15 protein-coding genes are annotated in these 17,275 nt (G+C 35.6%); 7 read left to right on the top strand and 8 right to left on the bottom strand.

Features of this window, described 5'->3' with window-relative positions; all coding sequences use genetic code 11:
• Positions 1–3: 3 nt before the first annotated feature.
• Together A8L32_RS08555 and pdxH are read left to right on the top strand one after the other, a co-directional pair.
• On the top strand, positions 4–2,277 hold the full coding sequence (locus A8L32_RS08555) for a patatin-like phospholipase family protein (RefSeq protein ID WP_075590371.1): 2,274 nt from the start codon (positions 4–6) through the stop codon (positions 2,275–2,277).
• Positions 2,278–2,329: 52 nt separating this feature from the next.
• The gene (pdxH, locus tag A8L32_RS08550) at positions 2,330–2,962 is read left to right on the top strand and encodes a pyridoxamine 5'-phosphate oxidase (protein WP_075590370.1); all 633 of its coding nucleotides are present in this window, start codon (positions 2,330–2,332) and stop codon (positions 2,960–2,962) included.
• 72 nt (positions 2,963–3,034) lie between these two features.
• On the opposite strand, the gene A8L32_RS08545 is transcribed toward pdxH, so the two are convergent.
• Positions 3,035–3,556 carry a hypothetical protein gene (locus A8L32_RS08545; RefSeq protein WP_075590369.1) on the bottom strand — a complete coding sequence of 174 codons (522 nt, stop codon included), beginning with the start codon at positions 3,554–3,556 and terminating at the stop codon, positions 3,035–3,037.
• 45 nt (positions 3,557–3,601) lie between these two features.
• Complete coding sequence (gene gldA, locus A8L32_RS08540) at positions 3,602–4,507, bottom strand: gliding motility-associated ABC transporter ATP-binding subunit GldA (protein WP_075590368.1); 906 nt, start codon at positions 4,505–4,507, stop codon at positions 3,602–3,604.
• Between the two features lie 105 nt (positions 4,508–4,612).
• Here gldA and ispG point away from each other — a divergent pair, with 105 nt between their 5' ends.
• The 5 genes from ispG (at position 4,613) to A8L32_RS08515 (ending at position 11,351) form a co-directional block, all read left to right on the top strand.
• A complete protein-coding gene (gene ispG, locus A8L32_RS08535; protein WP_083631233.1) occupies positions 4,613–6,442 on the top strand; it encodes a (E)-4-hydroxy-3-methylbut-2-enyl-diphosphate synthase in 1,830 nt (609 codons plus the stop codon).
• A gap of 162 nt (positions 6,443–6,604) precedes the next feature.
• On the top strand, positions 6,605–7,390 hold the full coding sequence (locus A8L32_RS08530; protein WP_075590367.1) for a hypothetical protein: 786 nt from the start codon (positions 6,605–6,607) through the stop codon (positions 7,388–7,390).
• 202 nt (positions 7,391–7,592) lie between these two features.
• Positions 7,593–9,041 (top strand): asparagine--tRNA ligase, encoded by a 1,449-nt coding sequence (gene asnS, locus A8L32_RS08525; protein WP_317044951.1) that lies wholly within the window; start codon positions 7,593–7,595, stop codon positions 9,039–9,041.
• 245 nt (positions 9,042–9,286) lie between these two features.
• Positions 9,287–10,735, top strand: a complete 1,449-nt coding sequence (gene rpoN, locus A8L32_RS08520) for an RNA polymerase factor sigma-54 (protein ID WP_075590366.1) — start codon at positions 9,287–9,289, stop codon at positions 10,733–10,735.
• A gap of 10 nt (positions 10,736–10,745) precedes the next feature.
• On the top strand, positions 10,746–11,351 hold the full coding sequence (locus A8L32_RS08515; RefSeq protein WP_083631232.1) for a hypothetical protein: 606 nt from the start codon (positions 10,746–10,748) through the stop codon (positions 11,349–11,351).
• Between the two features lie 50 nt (positions 11,352–11,401).
• Here A8L32_RS08515 and trxA read toward each other — a convergent pair whose 3' ends face one another.
• The 6 genes from trxA to A8L32_RS08485 form a co-directional block, all read right to left on the bottom strand.
• Positions 11,402–11,719 (bottom strand): thioredoxin, encoded by a 318-nt coding sequence (gene trxA / locus A8L32_RS08510; RefSeq protein ID WP_075590364.1) that lies wholly within the window; start codon positions 11,717–11,719, stop codon positions 11,402–11,404.
• A 221-nt stretch (positions 11,720–11,940) separates the two neighbouring features.
• Positions 11,941–13,059 (bottom strand): endonuclease/exonuclease/phosphatase family protein, encoded by a 1,119-nt coding sequence (locus tag A8L32_RS08505; protein WP_075590363.1) that lies wholly within the window; start codon positions 13,057–13,059, stop codon positions 11,941–11,943.
• A complete protein-coding gene (locus tag A8L32_RS08500) occupies positions 13,059–13,952 on the bottom strand; it encodes a rhomboid family protein (RefSeq protein WP_075590362.1) in 894 nt (297 codons plus the stop codon). The genes A8L32_RS08505 and A8L32_RS08500 overlap by 1 nt, the downstream gene beginning before the upstream one ends.
• Positions 13,953–13,997: 45 nt before the next feature.
• Positions 13,998–14,756, bottom strand: coding sequence for a rhomboid family intramembrane serine protease (locus A8L32_RS08495; RefSeq protein WP_075590361.1), 759 nt, complete (start codon positions 14,754–14,756; stop codon positions 13,998–14,000).
• A gap of 90 nt (positions 14,757–14,846) precedes the next feature.
• Positions 14,847–16,775 carry a DNA mismatch repair endonuclease MutL gene (gene mutL / locus A8L32_RS08490; RefSeq protein ID WP_075590360.1) on the bottom strand — a complete coding sequence of 643 codons (1,929 nt, stop codon included), beginning with the start codon at positions 16,773–16,775 and terminating at the stop codon, positions 14,847–14,849.
• A gap of 88 nt (positions 16,776–16,863) precedes the next feature.
• On the bottom strand, positions 16,864–17,184 hold the full coding sequence (locus tag A8L32_RS08485; protein WP_075590359.1) for a hypothetical protein: 321 nt from the start codon (positions 17,182–17,184) through the stop codon (positions 16,864–16,866).
• Between the last annotated feature and the right edge of the window lie 91 nt (positions 17,185–17,275).

Genomic DNA, 17,275 nt, shown 5'->3' with positions numbered 1-17,275 from the left:
ATCATGCTCAAAACTTTTACCATAGTTATCGTATTGAGTTTAGTTGTGATGTCGGGTTTTGCACAAGAGTTATTGCCAGAGGAAGAACGCCCTAAAATAGGACTTGTATTGAGTGGAGGCGGCGCCAAAGGAATAGCTCATATTGGGGTGTTAAAGATTCTAGAACAACTAAATATTAGACCTGATTATATTACAGGAACCAGTATGGGAAGTATTATGGGAGGTTTGTATGCTATCGGTTATTCGGCCGATGAGCTTGATTCTATTGTGCGCATAATGGATTGGGGTTCAATACTGGTAGATAAAATTCCATTGACTAATGTAATTCCTGAAGAAAAACACGGTTATAACCGATTTCTTTTAGAATTCGATTTAACAAAGAGTGGCCCGAAATTGCCCGCTTCAATGGTCAAAGGTCAGGGTATTATGGAGCAAATGAATTATCTCGCCTGGCATGTTAGTGAGGTCGAGAGTTTTGATGATTTTCCAATCCCGTTTCGATGTGTGGCGTCCGATCTTATTTCGGGTAAACCTTATGTTTTCGATTCAGGAGATTTGGTTACAGCTATGCGCGCTAGTATGGCTATTCCATCCGTGTTTTCGCCAGTGAGTATCGATACTATGTTATTGGTTGATGGTGGAGTTTTGGATAATATGCCTGTAGTAACCTGTAGAGAAATGGGTGCTGATATCATTATAACAGTAAATGTAGGTTTTAGAGAAAAGCCTAGTAAGGATGATTTTAAAACATTGGGTGATGTTTTAATGGGGGCAGCTATGATTAGAAGTAATTACGAGGCCGATAAATCACTAAGAAAAACAGATATCTTAATATCTCCTGATCTACAGGATTATGGTGCGGCTAGTTTCTTTGATGGACCTGCTATTATTGAATTAGGAGAAGAGGCTGCTCGAGAACGCTTTGATGAACTGGCTTCTTTGGCAGATTTCTTAAGCCTTTATCCTCAAAAGGAAATTGAAAGGCCTGAGTTAATCAAAGAAATTTTTGTAGAGAAGATAAAAATTGGACCACTTAAGTATTTAGATGAGAAATTTGTTCTAGGTAAGTCTGGTTTAGAAGAAGGGAAATCCTATACAAAGGATGAAATTAATGGTGCATTGCATCAGTTAATTGGAACCATGTATATTAAAAATATTGACTACAATTTAAAAATGGGCGAGCGAGGATATATTTTAACCTTGCTACCTACTGAAACTTATAGGAGTAGATATAATTTTTCAATTAATTACGATGATACTTATAAGGTTGGAGCGGTATTTAATTTTACCCTGAGAAACCGTATAGTAAAAGGCTCTAACTTAACACTGAAATTAAATATTTCTGAGTTTCCGATAGTCAGTGGAGAGTTTATTGATTATAGAGGAGAAAAGCAGTTGGTAGGTAATTATATAAGAAGTAGATGGGAAGCTAACTCCATCCCTTATTTTACCGATGACGGGGACGAATTAGGTCGATTTAAGCAAAGTTATCTGACGGCGGAAACAGGTCTTCTATTTGCTCCTAATACCAAACGAATTATAAGAACCGGTATTTTTTATAGACGGAAGGTAAACACCTCTGGAAAAGGATTATTGGATTTGGTTTCGGATGATGTAGATAGAGTAGGGCAGTATAATTGGGGGTTACGATTAAATTATAATAAAAACTCGCTCAATGAGCAATTTTATCCAACCAGAGGTAATTTATTTGATTTTGATATAGAATATCCGTTTGGTTTTCAAACAGTGTATCAAGGTTCTGCCGAAGGAATAGACAATTTTGCTGATTTAGTAGATGTGCCCAATAGCAATTATATTAAACTCAATGCTAAATTTAAACATGTTTTACCATCAAAGACTAATTTCAATTTTTCCTACATGCTATCTCTTGGTGGAGCTACTGCAGATTTAGGTAGTATGCAGCATTTTGAAATTGGAGGATTAACCACCACGGCGAGATTGGATGATATCCCATTTCCTGGGATGATGCCCAAAGAAATTTTTGCCAAGGAGTTTGCCATGGCTATCGCTAATTTTAGATATAAAATAGGAACCAGTTTGTACGCTCAGATTTCTACTGGGGCAATTGATTATTCTTCCAACTATCCTAGTTTTAATTTTCTTCCAACTACAGAGTATTTAAACGAAGATGTGGTATTTGGTGCAAATGCCATGCTGTCTTACGATTCAATTATCGGGCCGCTTAAGTTTGGATATGGTCGCTCAACCTTACATAGAGAAAGCCGTTGGTTTTTTGCAGCAGGATTTCCTTTTTAATAAACATTTGAATAGATGTAATGTTAATCTCTTACCAAAGAAATATAACTAAATGAACAGAGATTTATCGCAGATTAGGAAAGATTTTATAAAGGATGAACTACATGCTGCAGAACTTAATAGTAGCCCTTTTTTACAGTTTAAAGAATGGTTAAACGAAGCGATTGATAAAGGCGAGCACGAACCTACTGCTATGACCCTATGCACAGTTAATACAGAAGGTATTCCTTCTGCCAGAGTAGTTTTGTTAAAAAAACTGGAGGAAGAAAGTGGCTTTTGGTTTTTTACAAATTACAGCAGCAAAAAAGGTCTGGAGCTTGAAGAAAACAAAAATGCAGCGGTCAACTTTTTTTGGGCAGGAATGGAACGTCAGGTGCGCATTACTGGGGTGGTAGAAAAAGTATCTCCTAAAGAAAGTGATGAGTATTTTTATTCAAGACCCGAGGATAGTCAGCTCAGCGCCATTACATCTCCGCAAAGTCAAGTGATTGAAAGCCGCCAGCAACTTGAAGATTGGTACGAGGAAGCCAAACAAAAAGAAATTAAACGACCAGATAACTGGGGCGGTTATGCTTTAATACCTACAGAGATGGAGTTTTGGCAAGGCCGTTCAGGCCGTTTGCACGATCGTATTCGTTATCGTTGGATTAATTCAAATTGGCAAAAAGAAAGATTGGCGCCTTGATTAATTGGTGAACCTGCTATATTCTTTCTGTGCTTGAGTTCTATTTATATTTTTCGATTTGCAGTCCTGTAATTATTGATACTTGGGGATTCCATTTGTAAAAATATACCTTGTAATAGCAAGCCATAAAACTATAATCGAAATAAATAAGAGGTTTCGTGCCCCTTGTAAATGTAGTCCTTTAAAAAGTACACTTGTCCAGAAAAATATGTACCAGGCTATTTTTAATCTTTCAATTAATAAGTCATTTTTTATCGCTTTTAACCTTATTAATTGATCAATTAAAATGACCATTAACCCACCCGCCATTAAAGAATAACCTAGTATAACGGGAAGTTTAAAAATTATAATACCTGCTCCGACGATAACAAACAAGTCTCCAAGTCGTACCAAATTTCTCTTATGATTATCCTTTATTTTTGTGGTCATAATTAGGAAGGCAAGTCCTAATAATTGAAGAATAATGTATAATACAGTAAATATGTTCCAAATAATAACACTACTAGAACCTATCGACTTTAGGAATATTCCTAAACCAACGTATATAACAAGAATTAATAATGATAAGTAAGCTAATGTTTTATTTGAACCCATTATATCTAGTTTTATAATTAGCGATAGCGGCTTGTATTCAGAAATCTACTTTGTCAACTCCCTAAATACATCTTCCATGCTTTTTTGATCTTGCGTAAGCGTAATAATCTTCTGGTTATTATTAACGGCACTATCGAAGATTTGACTTCGGATATCTTTTTTGGCAGATATTTGGAATTTGCTGGAAGTAAGACTCTTTACTTCTATTAATCCATCAATGGCGCTAAATATATTTTTCTCTACAGGATTTAAAAATTCGCAGGTTATCTCGTAAGTGCTTTTTAATGTTGAGTTAGTCAGATTGCTCGCTTTTTCGTTAGCTACAATATTGCCTTTGTTAATGATGATAACCCTTTCGCAAATGGCCTGCACCTCCTGCATAATATGGGTCGAAAGCATCACCGTTTTTTGCTGCCCTACTTCTTTAATTAAATCTCGTACTTCAATAATTTGGTTAGGGTCCAAACCTGTAGTTGGTTCGTCTAATATTAAAACCTCAGGATCGGGAAGTAAAGCCTGGGCCAAACCTACTCGTTGCCTATAACCTTTAGATAAAGCCGATATTTTCTTGGTTCTTTCAGGAGTTAATCCTGTCATATCAATAATTTCCTCTACCCTACGCGAACTTTTTTTACCCAACTTATATATGCCTGCAATATGGCTCAGGTATTCTTTTACATACATATCTAAATAGAGAGGGTTGTGTTCTGGTAAATAGCCAATTTTTTTTCGATAGGCTAAGGAGTTATCCGCTACGTTAAGGCCACAAACCATTACTTCACCTGCTGTTTGAGGTAAATATCCTGTAATAATTTTCATCATGGTTGATTTTCCAGCGCCATTGGGTCCTAAAAATCCAACCACCTCACCCGAGGCAATTTCAAAGGATACATTGTTTAATGCCTTTTGTGCACCAAACTCTCGTGTGACTTGAGAAACAGATATCGACATATATGCTTTTTGTTTGAAGTGTAAAGTTAATGAACAAACATAAGTAGGCAAATAAAATTGTAAAGGGAAAAGCTTACTTTTGTGAGGTCGTAAAAATTAAAACTAATGAGCAGTTCAAATTATTGCATCAATATATTTAAGTATTCAAGGTATAAAACTTCTGAAGTTAGCATTGGTGATTTGCACTTGGGGAATAATCATCCTATTGTTGTGCAGTCGATGACTACAACCAATACCAATCATACCGAAGAAACTGTTGAGCAAATAAAAACAATTTTTGATGCAGGTGGGCAAATGGTGCGTATGACAACGCAAGGACAGCGCGAAGCATCAAACTTAGAAAATATAAAAAAAGAGTTGCGACAGCAAGGTTATGATGGTCCTTTGGTGGCAGATATTCATTATAATCCTAATGCAGCCAATATTGCAGCGCAACATATTGAAAAGGTGAGGATTAATCCTGGAAATTTTGTAGATGGAGCCAAGAAGTTTGAAACTTACGAATATACCAATGAGTCTTATTTTGAGGAGTTGCAGCAAGTAAAAAAGAAGCTGGTACCTCTGCTGAAGATTTGTAAAGAAAATAATACGGCCATAAGAATAGGAACAAACCATGGTTCTTTATCCGATAGGATAATGAGCAAGTATGGAGATACACCTATGGGTATGGTTGAATCGTGCCTAGAGTTTTTGCGAATTTGCAAGGATGAAAATTTCCACAATATCGTTTTAAGTATTAAGGCAAGTAATGCTCGAATTATGGTACATACGGTTCGTCTTTTGGTGCAAAAAATGAAAGAGGAGGATATGAATTTTCCTTTGCATTTGGGAGTTACAGAAGCCGGTGAAGGTGAAGATGGTAGAATTCGTTCTGCAGTCGGCATTGGCGCTTTACTAGCTGACGGAATTGGAGATACCATTCGGGTATCATTAACTGAAAATCCGGAAAATGAGATTCCTGTTGCGACCGATTTAATTAATTACACGTTGCAAAAAGAGGATCATCAGCCGATTAGATCTGTAGAGGATGCAGTATATCATCCATTTAAATATGTAAAAAGAAACTCGGTTGCAATAAAAAATATTGGTGCCAGTAATGTGCCTATAGTTATTGGCAACAAAAAAACTGGACAAGACACTCCTGATTATTTTGTTGGTGGAGGAAATAATGCTTCTTCAATTATTAAATTGGAAGATTGGAAAGGTATAGAAAATAAGGAAAGTAAATACCCATTATTTTCTGTTAAAGAATTAAATGACTTACCGAATTGTGAGTTGGCATTTTTAAAGCTTACTTATTCTCAAATGGACGATGCTTTTGCCGAGTCAATTAAAAATAAAAGCAATGTAGTGATAGTCCTCGATACAGATAATGTTAATAGTGTTGCTGAGCAAAGAGCTGCTTTTTTATGGTTAATGGATCAAGAAATAGTTAATCCAGTAGTCGTTTATAAAAAATATGCAGAAAGTTTTAATGAAGAGTCTCAATTAAAAGCAGCGTGTGATTTTGGGCCCTTGTTTTTGGATGGGTTTGGAGATGGTATCTGGATAGATTACGAGGAAGAGTCAGAGCTTGGTTTAGTAAATAAAACTGCTTTTTCAATTTTACAGGCTGCGAGAGTTCGCTTTGAAAAACCAGATTACATTTCTTGTCCTGGTTGCGGAAGAACACTTTTTGGATTGCAATCAACCACCGCTAAGGTAAAGGAACAAACCTCTCATTTAAAGGGCTTAAAGATTGCAGTGATGGGGTGTATTGTTAATGGACCTGGTGAAATGGCAGATGCCGATTATGGCTATGTAGGTTCTGGTCAAGGAAAAATTACGCTTTATCATCAAAGAAAAGTAGTTAAGCGAAACATTAATGAGGAGCAAGCTGTTGATGAGTTAATCAAGTTGATTAAGCAAAATGGAGATTGGAAAGAACAAGCTTAAGTGATGATAAAAATGGAAAGTATTTGATACTAAAAACCTTCTCATTCGTCAGGAACAAATTACGAATAGTGTATTTTTATAGATAGAGAGGTATCTTTTTTTGCACGGATGGTTATGTTTTTCTAAATTGCAAAACCTTAGATAAACCCCATACTGAATTCAATGAAACGACTGGTATACTTATTTTTACTTCTTACTCTCGTAGTTTCTTCGGTTAAATCCGAAGGAATTGTACTTACAGGAACCTTTCAGGGAGATAATTTATTTGTTAAAAATCCTTTTGCACCAAGTGGTGTTGGTTTTTGTGTATATGAGGTTACAGTAAACGGACTTACTTCAACGGATGAAATAAACTCAAGTGCTTTTGAGGTGGATTTATCTGTATACGGTTTTACCACTGGTCAGCCATTAACGGTTGAAATTAAGTACAAAGAAGGTTGTCAGCCTATGGTATTGAATCCAGAGGTGTTGAATGCCCGAGCAACTTTTGAAGTTACAAGACTAGAGGTGGCGGATGATAAAGTGCAGTGGGATGCGGTTAAAGAAGCAGGTAGTTTACCTTTTGTTGTTGAACAATTCCGTTGGAATAAATGGATTGAAGTTGGGACGATTAATGGTAAAGGAGTAGTTGGCAAAAGTACTTACGAAACTAAGGTTCGCTTTCATTCAGGAGAAAATAAATTTAGAATTAAACAAGTTGATTATACAGGTAAGGCAAAATATTCTGATGACGTAACTTATGTGTCCTCAAAATCAGAAGTTACTTATACGCCAAGCAGAGTTGATGATGTATTAAACTTTTCGGCTGAAACTTTGTATGAAATTTATGATGAGTACGGCGGAATTATTTTCAAAGGCTACGGACAATCGGTAAAAGTGTCAGGTCTTAAAAAAGGAAAGTACTATTTAAACTTAGATAATAGATTAGCTACGTTTACGAAGAAGTAAGTTGTAGATTACGTAAAATTATATGAAGCCAGATATTTATCTGGCTTTTTTTATGCCTAATAACTTGGAGGTAGAGTTATATCTATCTAATTTTTAAATTGTTTGTGGGTAATAGTTAAAAAACATCAATAAATATTGCTGCAGCTAACAGTTTATTAAACAATTCATTAATTTTGTGACCTTTAAAAAATAAGAATAACAAATGGAACAGATACGCAGATCAAAAGTAGCCGCTATTCTGAAAGAAGCAGAAGTTGGCAAGGAAGTAAATGTAAAAGGATGGGTTAGAACTCGAAGAGGAAATAAATTTGTTAATTTTATTGCACTTAATGATGGTTCATCTATTCATAATTTACAGATTGTAGCGGATGTTCCTAAGTTTGACGAAGGATTAATAAAAAGAATCACTACTGGTGCAGCTATTTCTGTGAATGGAGTTATAAGCGAATCTTCGGGTAAAGGGCAGAAAGTCGAAATTCAGGCTACTTCAATTGACGTACTTGGAGACTGTAATGCAGATGAGTACCCATTGCAGCCTAAAAAGCATTCATTAGAATTTTTGCGTGAGATAGCACATTTACGTTTCCGTACTAATACATTCGGGGCGATTACGCGTGTTCGTCATTCTATGATTTTTGCAGTGCATAATTTCTTCTCTCAAAAGGGTTTCTATAATATTCATACTCCAATCATTACTTCTTCGGATGCTGAAGGTGCAGGAGAAATGTTTAGAGTAACTACTTTAGATATGAATAAGCCTCCTAAAACAGAAGAAGGTGATGTTGATTATTCTCAAGATTTCTTTGGAAAAGGAACGCACTTAACGGTTTCGGGTCAGTTAGAAGGAGAGTTAGCCGCCTTAGCAATGTCTGAGATTTATACTTTTGGACCTACATTTAGAGCGGAAAATTCAAATACAACACGTCACTTAGCTGAGTTTTGGATGATAGAACCAGAGATGGCTTTCTATGATTTAGATGACAATATGGATTTGGCCGAGGAGTTTACTAAGTATATGATTAATTATGCCTTAGAAAACTGCATGGAAGATCTGGAGTTTTTAAGCAACCGTTTGCAGGAAGAGGAAAAAGGCAAAAAAGCCGAAGACCGTTCAATGGAGTTAATTGAGAAGCTTCGTTTTGTAGTTGAGAACGATTATATACGATTAACCTATACTGAGGCTATTGAAATTTTAATGAATTCGAAGCCACATAAAAAGGGTAAATTCCAATATCCAGTAAATGGTTTTGGTAGTGACCTTCAGGCAGAGCATGAGCGATTTTTAGTGGAGAAACATTTTAAGAAACCTGTGATTCTAACAGATTATCCAATGTCGATAAAAGCTTTTTATATGAAGCAAAGTGACGATGGAAAGACTGTTCGTGCTATGGATGTGTTATTCCCTCAAATTGGTGAAATTATTGGAGGTTCTCAACGTGAAGAGAGTTACGATAAGTTATTAGAGAGAATGAAGGCTTTAGATTTACCTGAAAAGGAAATGTATTGGTATTTAGATACACGTCGTTTTGGTTCGGTTCCTCATAGTGGATTTGGATTGGGTTTTGAGCGTTTAATGTTGTTTGTTACTGGCATGACTAACATTCGTGACGTAATACCTTTCCCTCGTTCACCAAAGAATGCGGAGTTTTAGAAAGAAATAATAGATAAAATATTTATGAGAAGCAGTTAGCAGAAATGTTAACTGCTTTTTTTACATCAAAAATCACGCCAATTCGCAGTGTTATATAAAGAATTTTCAAAAAAAGCACTTTAATGTAGTCTCTTTTTGGCATTTTATCTTAATTTTGTTGTACTAGTATCCATTAATGGATAGGAGAGCACCAATCAATAACCTAATGCCTTGTTGCATCAACAATAAGTTGAAGAAAGGAGAATATGTTAAAACAGAGCTTACAACAAAAGTTGCTTCAAAAATTATCACCTCTTCAAATTCAGGTGATAAAACTGTTGGAGATTCCTGCAGCTCAGCTTGAGCAACGTATAAAGAAAGAGATAGAAGAGAATCCAGTTTTAGAATTGGATGGGGAAGGTCGTGATAAAGATTCTGATGAGCCTGAGGTGAAAGAACAGGAGGTCGAGAAGGATGAGGTTTCTATTGATGACTATATTCAGAATGAAGATATTCCATCCTATAAATTGCAATCCAGAAATTTTTCCAAGGACGATAAACATGAGGATATTCCATTTTCGGATGGAATGAGTTTTCATGAGCATTTGACGAATCAACTAGGGTTACGTATGTTAGATGAACGTCAGCGTATGATGGCTGAGCATATTGTAGGTAATGTTGATGAGGATGGCTATTTGCGCAGAGAAATTGACGAGATTATTGATGATATAGCTTTTAGTCAGAATATTGAACTGGATGAACGAGAGGCGCTGGATGTATTAGAAATTGTTCAGGATTTTGAACCACCAGGTGTTGCTGCCCGTGACCTACAGGAGTGTTTATTACTTCAGTTAGATAAGAAGGATAAAACCTTCCCAGCGGTGAATGATGCATACAATATTATAAAGTATCATTTTGAGGAGTTTACTAAAAAGCATTACGATAAAATTACCAAACGATTACATCTTGAAGAAGAGGATGTAAGAGATGCAATGGAAGAGATTCTTAAGCTTAATCCAAAGCCAGGAAGTTCTTATAGTAATCCTATGCATAGGATGGTACAGCATATTATTCCTGATTTTATTCTTGAAATAAAAAATGGTAAGCCTGAGTTATCCTTAAATACACGAAATGTTCCTGAGTTAAGAATTAGCCAGACATACTCAAATATGTTGGAGGATTATTCAGGAAATAAGAAAAACCGTTCTAAGGATAAAAAGGATGCGGTTATGTTTGTAAAGCAAAAGTTGGACTCGGCAAAGTGGTTTATTGATGCTATCAGACAGCGCCAGAACACTTTGATGATGACCATGAATGCTATTCTGCAATACCAGAAGGAGTATTTTATTGAAGGCGATGATACTAAGCTTAGACCGATGATATTAAAGGATATTGCAGAAATGACCGATTTGGATATTTCTACTATATCACGGGTTTCAAATAGCAAATATATTCAAACCAATTTTGGTATTTTTTCCCTTAAATCATTCTTTTCGGAGGGTATGCAAACGGATTCAGGAGAAGAGGTTTCTACGCGTGAGATTAAAAAGATATTATCTGAATGTATTGAAGGCGAGGATAAGAAAAAGCCTTTGACGGACGATAAGTTATCTCAAATTCTGAAAGAGAAATCATATAATATTGCCCGTAGAACGGTTGCTAAGTACCGTGAACAATTAAATATACCAGTGGCTCGTTTACGTAAAGAGCTTTAATTTTTATTCTATGTCCCGTAAAGTTGCTACTGTTTTATCGTTGTTGTTACATCCTTTATTGATGCCAACTATTGGTTTATTGGTGATATTTAGCACGCAAAGTCATGTTACCTTTATTCCTTTTGAATACAGACGACTAGTGTCAATTATTGTGCTAATTAGTACATGTGTATTGCCTTTGAGTATAATGCCATTGTTTTTGCAAATTGGGGTTATTAAATCCATGCAAATGGAAACCCCTCGGGAGCGAATAATTCCTCTTTTATCCACTGCAGCATTTTTTATACTTGGGTATTTCTTTCTCAAAAAATTTCAGTTGCCTGCTTTTATTCCATTATTCTTTCTAGGAACACTGGTGGCTGTATTGCTATCCACTACTATTACTTTCTTCTGGAAAATTAGCATTCACATGATTGGAATTGGCGGGCTTTTGGGAGCATTAGTTTCAATGAGCTTAAGATATGGAGTGAATGTAAATGTTTGGATGCTTGGCGTAATTATGATTGCCGGTGTGTTAGGAAGCAGTAGGTTGTTGCTTGGGGCGCATAAGCCCAGTCAAATTTATGCTGGCTTTTTTCTTGGGCTAATTGTAGTTTCTACTATAGTACTGATATAAAAAAAGGCCACCTATAAAGGTAGCCTTCGAAAATATCTTAATCCATACTCCTACATAAGAGCATCTAACTTAGAAGCTAAAATAGTTTTTGGTACAGCGCCAACTTGTTTGTCAACTACCTCACCATTCTTAAAGAATAAAATAGTAGGAATGTTTCTGATACCAAATTTTGCAGATGTTTCTGCGTTGCTATCTACATCCATTTTAGTGATTACTGCTTTGTCGCCATACTCATCGGCCAACTCTTTTACAACAGGAGCAACCATTCTACATGGTCCACACCACTCAGCCCAAAAATCTACCAATACTGGTTTGTCTGAGTTTAAAACTACTTCTTCAAAGTTTGCATCTGTTACTTCAATAGCCATAATGTAATATTATAAAATTTATATTTTTAGTTTCGTTTAATGCTAAACACAAAAATAGCAAATAAGTTTGTCCACAAACAAATTTTGTATGTAATCTTTTGCTTATGCTAACTGCAATTATGCATCAGGTTTGTAGTCAATTATTTGCTGCTTGAATATACAAATAAAGTTTATCAAATGTTTAATTTACGCATTTGAAATTCTTAAATAGCTTGAGCTATTTATTTTATTGGTGTTAAATCTATGGTTGTTAATATAGGATAGTGGTCGCTATAATCTACTTTAAACTTCTCATAATTATACGATTTAAAATCCTCATCATGAAAAATAAAATCAATCCGAAAAGAAGGAAGGTTTCCGTTATACGTACCTCCTAAGCCACTACCTGATTCTTTAAAAGCATCCTTTAATTCGCCTTTCACTTTTCGATAAACGTAGGAAACAGGTGTGTCATTAAAATCGCCACAAACCACACTTGGATAGGGTGAATTTTCAATATGTCTACCAATGGTTTCTGCTTGCGTAGCTCTATGCTCAAAGGCTATGTTAAGTTTTTTAAAGATATCGTAAAGTCCTCTTCGGGTGGCTTCATCGTTTTTAAACTCTAAGGTATCGATGAACTTATAATTTTCTCTTTGCAGCCTGATAGATTCAAGATGATTATTGAAAACCCTAATCTTAGTCCCATTAACATCAATATCTGTTTGTGTACTAAAATTGGTGGTATTCTTAAATAATAAAGGTTTTTTATCTATAATCGGATATTTCGAGAAAGTGGCCAGACCATACTTTTTTCCCGATTTAGTCTCAATGTTATATTCTAAGTTTTTATACTTGAATTGTTTAAACTGTGACAGAATATTGTTTTCTGAATACTGATTATTCTTATTGTTGATATAAAACTCTTGTATACAAAGAATATCAGGATTTTGGTCTTTAATAAACTGATATATCTTTTGAGGTGTTTCTTTGTCTCCTGTCCACACATATTTATCGAACATTCGAACGTTGTACGACATTACAGTAACGGGATTATCCAACTCTTTTATATCTGCTTTTTTGCCTAAGTTAAAATTAAAAACTGAACTCCATAAAGTCCAGGTTAGGGCTAAGGCAGCCAAGGAAAAAACAATACGTTTTCTTCTTTTAATAGCCCAATGAATAACAAATAAAACATTGACTACCCATAATAATGGAAATGCAAAACCTATAAAAGAAACAAAGCTGATATGAACAGGACTAACGTGTGCTCCCAGATAGGCAAGACCAATAAATACCAATGCCAACAGGTTGAGCAAGGATATAAACGAGCGTGTTATTTTATTAAAGAATTTAGGCATTAGTTTTCGCTTGCATTAAACAGATCGTCTTTTTCTTTTTTAGTCAAGCTGTCGTAACCGCTGGTTTTAATTTTATCTAAAATACGGTCTATCTCTCCTTGTTTTTGGCGTTTGTTGCTGTTGTAATCCATGTCGCTCATAGGTCTTTTATTTCGCGAGTGGGTAACTTTCATTTTTGGTTTGCTCGAAAAGGCTGTTACCAACCAATCCATAAAACGATTAAAGCGCAGTGTCAAATCTTTTCCTTTGTTGGCTCTAGAGGCAAAGTACATACCTAACAAAGCACCACCAATATGCGCTAAATGCCCTCCTGTATTCGAGAAGGATTGAATACTGATTAAATCCATCACTAACATTCCAATGGCCAAATACATAATTTTTACAGGGCCTATTAAGATGAGGTGAACTTTATAATTGGGAGCGTAACTAGCTGCGGCAAAGATAATAGCCATAACCGAAGCCGATGCGCCTACCATGGTAGGTGAATAAGCATAATTGTTTAAGGCCGGAAGTAAGTTGTACGAAATAATATAAAGTACAGCACCTGCTAAACCACCTAAAAAGTATACACCTAGTAATTGTCGAGGATTAAAGTATCTTAAAAATATTTGACCATACCAAAATAACATGAGCATATTAAATAGTATATGCATGAAATTGGCATGCATAAACATGTAGGTAAATATTGTCCACGGACGAAATAATAAATCGCTTGGATATGCTGGAACAGCAAATAAATTTTTAATCCATATACCCAAGGCTTCTTGCTGAAACATACCAAAGAAAATATCTATAAGTATGGTTACTAAAAAAGCGCCAATATTAATATAGATAAGTCGGGTTAATACCCCACCCTGTCTAAAAGAATCTTTTATTTCGTCTACAATTGCCATATTTTAAAAGTAACTATTTTGAAGCTTATTGTAAATTAAAAAATATTAAAATTGTTTCTTTTTCCAGTATTTAATTAAGAAAAAACCAAATATCATACCTCCAAGGTGTGCTAAGTGTGCAACGTTATCGGTAGCGCTATTTTGTATCATTAGATATATTTCAATTGCCCCATAGCCCATAACAAAGAATTTAGCTTTGACGGGTAGTATCATATATAAATATATTTTTTCATTTGGAAATAACATACCAAAGGCAAGCAGTAAACCAAATACAGCTCCTGATGCGCCTACAATTGGAACATGTAGAATCCTTATTAATGAAATAACAGAGCTGTGATAAGCAACGTTTATCTTTTCATTATAATCGAATCCATACTCATATATGTTTGCAACAATTTCAGGAGGCAAATTATTAGCTAACATTTTTGCTCTAATGAAACCTACTAAAACATATATTAAGCCAGCTCCAATTCCTGTAACTAAATAATAAAATAGAAATTTTTGTGTGCCCCAAACTCTTTCTAAAACTCGCCCAAACATAAATACCGCAAACATATTAAAGAAGAGGTGGGTTAAATCACCATGCATAAAAATATAAGTGATATACTGGAAAAACTTAAATTGAGGACTACCTGGTGTGTATAAACCTAAAATCTTATTTAAGTCAAATTGAGTAAAACCGATACCCGGTATATTAACCCCAGCTGAAAAAATGTACATGGCAAAAAAAGCCAAGCCATTTATGATTAATAGGTTTTTTACGACTGGAGGAATATTGCTGAAAAAACTGTTTTGTTGATACATAATTAATTTTTCAAAATTGTGATGATAGCATAACAACCATCAAGCCAAAATGATTTAGGCAGAGATGAATATGTTTTTTGCGCCACTTTGTCATCTAAAACGTATCTCTATCTCATCGTTGGATAAAATGGATACGATAGACTTGCCATCAGGAGAATAGTTGGGAACTTGACAAGCAAATAATTGTCCTACTAATTCATCCATTTCAGCATTGCTTAATGTCTGTCCCGAGCGGATGGATGATTGCTTGGCCATTAAACGAGCAATTCTTTCTTTTACATCAGTTTGTAAATTAACTTCTCCCTTTTTATAGCTCTCTATGATTTCATCCAATAGCATTTTCGGATTCATCTTTTCCATATTAATAGGCATGCCCTTTACCTCAAAAGTGCTGCTGTTTATTTCTGCCATGTCAAGGCCAAATATTTGTAAATCGGGTAATAACTCATTTACAATAATAGCATCTTCGGCATTAAACTCAAGCTGTTCAGGAAACAAGCTTTGCTGTGTCATGCTTTGCTGTGTACTTACCGACTGCATTAATCGCTCAAATAAAATACGTTCGTGCGCTCGTTTTTGGTCTACCATCATTAAACCCGATTTGCCCGAAGTAAGAATGTATTTATTTTTGAACTGAAAACAAGAAGCTCCAGAAGAAACTTCAGCATTTGTAGATCCTGATAAAATGGTTTGTTGCTCAGCTTCAGGCTCCACATCCCAATTAGATGTAGTCACCGTTTCGCTGGGAGCGGGAGTTTCAAATGGCATATTTCCTTTATCTGATTCAAAATCGTTATATAACTGTTCCCAGCCTTTGGGAGAAGATGAACTACCTTTGTACGAACCTCCTCCAGCAGATGGTGAAGGTGATGTTGATGTACTATCAAAACTGGAGGTGTCAGGCGTTGGTGTTTCAAAAGGATTGAAAAAAGGGTTCACTTCTATTTCAGGAGCATCCTTTTTTTCTGCGTCATCCGCAACAGGAATATTTACCATGTCCGCTGTATCAAAATCAATGGTAGGAACCATGTTATGCTTACCTAAACTTTCCTTAATAGTAGCATTTAATATGTGCCAAATGGCTCTTTCATCCTCAAACTTAATTTCTGTTTTTGTAGGGTGAATATTAATATCGATAATTTTAGGATCAACCTCGAAATATAAGAAATAGGCAGGAACGGTATTAGGCAAAATTAAATTTGAATATGCTTCAGTTATGGCTTTGTGTAAATAAGGATGGCGCATGTAGCGCTGGTTAACAAAGAAAAACTGGTCGCCACTGGATTTGCGAGCAGACTCTGGCTTCCCTATAAATCCGCTAATTTTTATAAGGGTAGTATTTGTTTCTACTGGTACCAATTGGTTGTTCATACCTTTGCCCAGCATATTAATAATACGCTGACGAAAGTTTGATTCTGGCAATTGGAACAAGGGCATATTGTTATGCTCTAAACTAAAACCGATATCAGGATTAGCTAAAGCAATACGCTGAAACTCGTTAATGATATGGCGAAGCTCGGTGCTGTCTTTCTTTAAAAATTTACGACGAGCAGGTACATTAAAAAAAAGGTTTTTAATGATAAAGTTGCTTCCTGTTGGGCAGTTCACCACCTCTTGGCTTTCTACTTCTGATCCCGAAATAATTAGATGGGTTCCTAGCTCATCACCTTGTTTTTTAGTTTTGAGTTCAGTTTGTGCCACGGCAGCAATAGAGGCTAATGCTTCGCCACGAAAGCCCATTGTTCTGATAGCAAAAAGGTCGTTAACCTCTCTGATTTTAGAAGTAGCATGACGCTCAAAAGCCAGACGAGCATCTGTGGCAGACATTCCACATCCATTGTCAATCACTTGCACCAAGGTTCTGCCTGCATCTTTAATGATTATTTTAATTTCAGTACTTCCAGCATCTATTGCATTTTCAACAAGCTCTTTAACCATGGAGCCTGGACGTTGAATTACTTCTCCTGCTGCTATTTGGTTGGCCACAGAATCAGGTAGTAATTGAATGATATCTGACATAAACGGAACTTATATATATAACAAAACACCTGACGAGCAGATGTTTTGGGAATCAACTATTTGTAAAAAATTATTTAAACGAAGTAGATTACATGTATTTTAAAATCCACTCGGCGCTAGACATGAGTAAATGATAAAAGAGATACATTAAACCAATTAAAATAAGCACTAGCCTCAGGTTAGAACGCTTTTTCTCTTTTCTAACCACATCAAAATGACCAGCAATTTTACGCTTCATCTTGCCTCTAACCCTGTCTTCAGTAGACCTCTCATCTTCTTCTTGCTCAATGCCAAGGTCGCTTTTTATTTCCCTTGCTCTTGCCGCACGCTCCTCCTTCGCCTCGTCATAATAAATAGGTGTATGACTAAACGTTCTGTGTCCTGCTGTTTTAATGAATGTAAATTTCATGATGACTATAATTGGATGATTGCAAATAAGTTATTGTTAAAATATGCTTTTTTACTATCAAATATTATTCCACTGCGTAACTATGTTTTTA

It is taken from the genome of Labilibacter marinus (assembly GCF_001659685.2).
In the GTDB taxonomy this organism is placed as follows: Bacteria; Bacteroidota; Bacteroidia; order Bacteroidales; family Marinilabiliaceae; genus Saccharicrinis; species Saccharicrinis marinus.
This window is presented reverse-complemented; position numbering and strand designations above follow the sequence as displayed.

What these genes read in the sequence shown, in the direction of transcription:
- A8L32_RS08555 (WP_075590371.1), top strand. Translation starts at nt 4, where the DNA reads ATGCTCAAAACTTTTACCATAGTTATCGTATTGAGTTTAGTTGTGATG.
- pdxH (WP_075590370.1), top strand. Translation starts at nt 2,330, where the DNA reads ATGAACAGAGATTTATCGCAGATTAGGAAAGATTTTATAAAGGATGAA.
- A8L32_RS08545 (WP_075590369.1), bottom strand. Translation starts at nt 3,556, where the DNA reads ATGGGTTCAAATAAAACATTAGCTTACTTATCATTATTAATTCTTGTT.
- gldA (WP_075590368.1), bottom strand. Translation starts at nt 4,507, where the DNA reads ATGTCGATATCTGTTTCTCAAGTCACACGAGAGTTTGGTGCACAAAAG.
- ispG (WP_083631233.1), top strand. Translation starts at nt 4,613, where the DNA reads ATGAGCAGTTCAAATTATTGCATCAATATATTTAAGTATTCAAGGTAT.
- A8L32_RS08530 (WP_075590367.1), top strand. Translation starts at nt 6,605, where the DNA reads ATGAAACGACTGGTATACTTATTTTTACTTCTTACTCTCGTAGTTTCT.
- asnS (WP_317044951.1), top strand. Translation starts at nt 7,593, where the DNA reads ATGGAACAGATACGCAGATCAAAAGTAGCCGCTATTCTGAAAGAAGCA.
- rpoN (WP_075590366.1), top strand. Translation starts at nt 9,287, where the DNA reads ATGTTAAAACAGAGCTTACAACAAAAGTTGCTTCAAAAATTATCACCT.
- A8L32_RS08515 (WP_083631232.1), top strand. Translation starts at nt 10,746, where the DNA reads ATGTCCCGTAAAGTTGCTACTGTTTTATCGTTGTTGTTACATCCTTTA.
- trxA (WP_075590364.1), bottom strand. Translation starts at nt 11,719, where the DNA reads ATGGCTATTGAAGTAACAGATGCAAACTTTGAAGAAGTAGTTTTAAAC.
- A8L32_RS08505 (WP_075590363.1), bottom strand. Translation starts at nt 13,059, where the DNA reads ATGCCTAAATTCTTTAATAAAATAACACGCTCGTTTATATCCTTGCTC.
- A8L32_RS08500 (WP_075590362.1), bottom strand. Translation starts at nt 13,952, where the DNA reads ATGGCAATTGTAGACGAAATAAAAGATTCTTTTAGACAGGGTGGGGTA.
- A8L32_RS08495 (WP_075590361.1), bottom strand. Translation starts at nt 14,756, where the DNA reads ATGTATCAACAAAACAGTTTTTTCAGCAATATTCCTCCAGTCGTAAAA.
- mutL (WP_075590360.1), bottom strand. Translation starts at nt 16,775, where the DNA reads ATGTCAGATATCATTCAATTACTACCTGATTCTGTGGCCAACCAAATA.
- A8L32_RS08485 (WP_075590359.1), bottom strand. Translation starts at nt 17,184, where the DNA reads ATGAAATTTACATTCATTAAAACAGCAGGACACAGAACGTTTAGTCAT.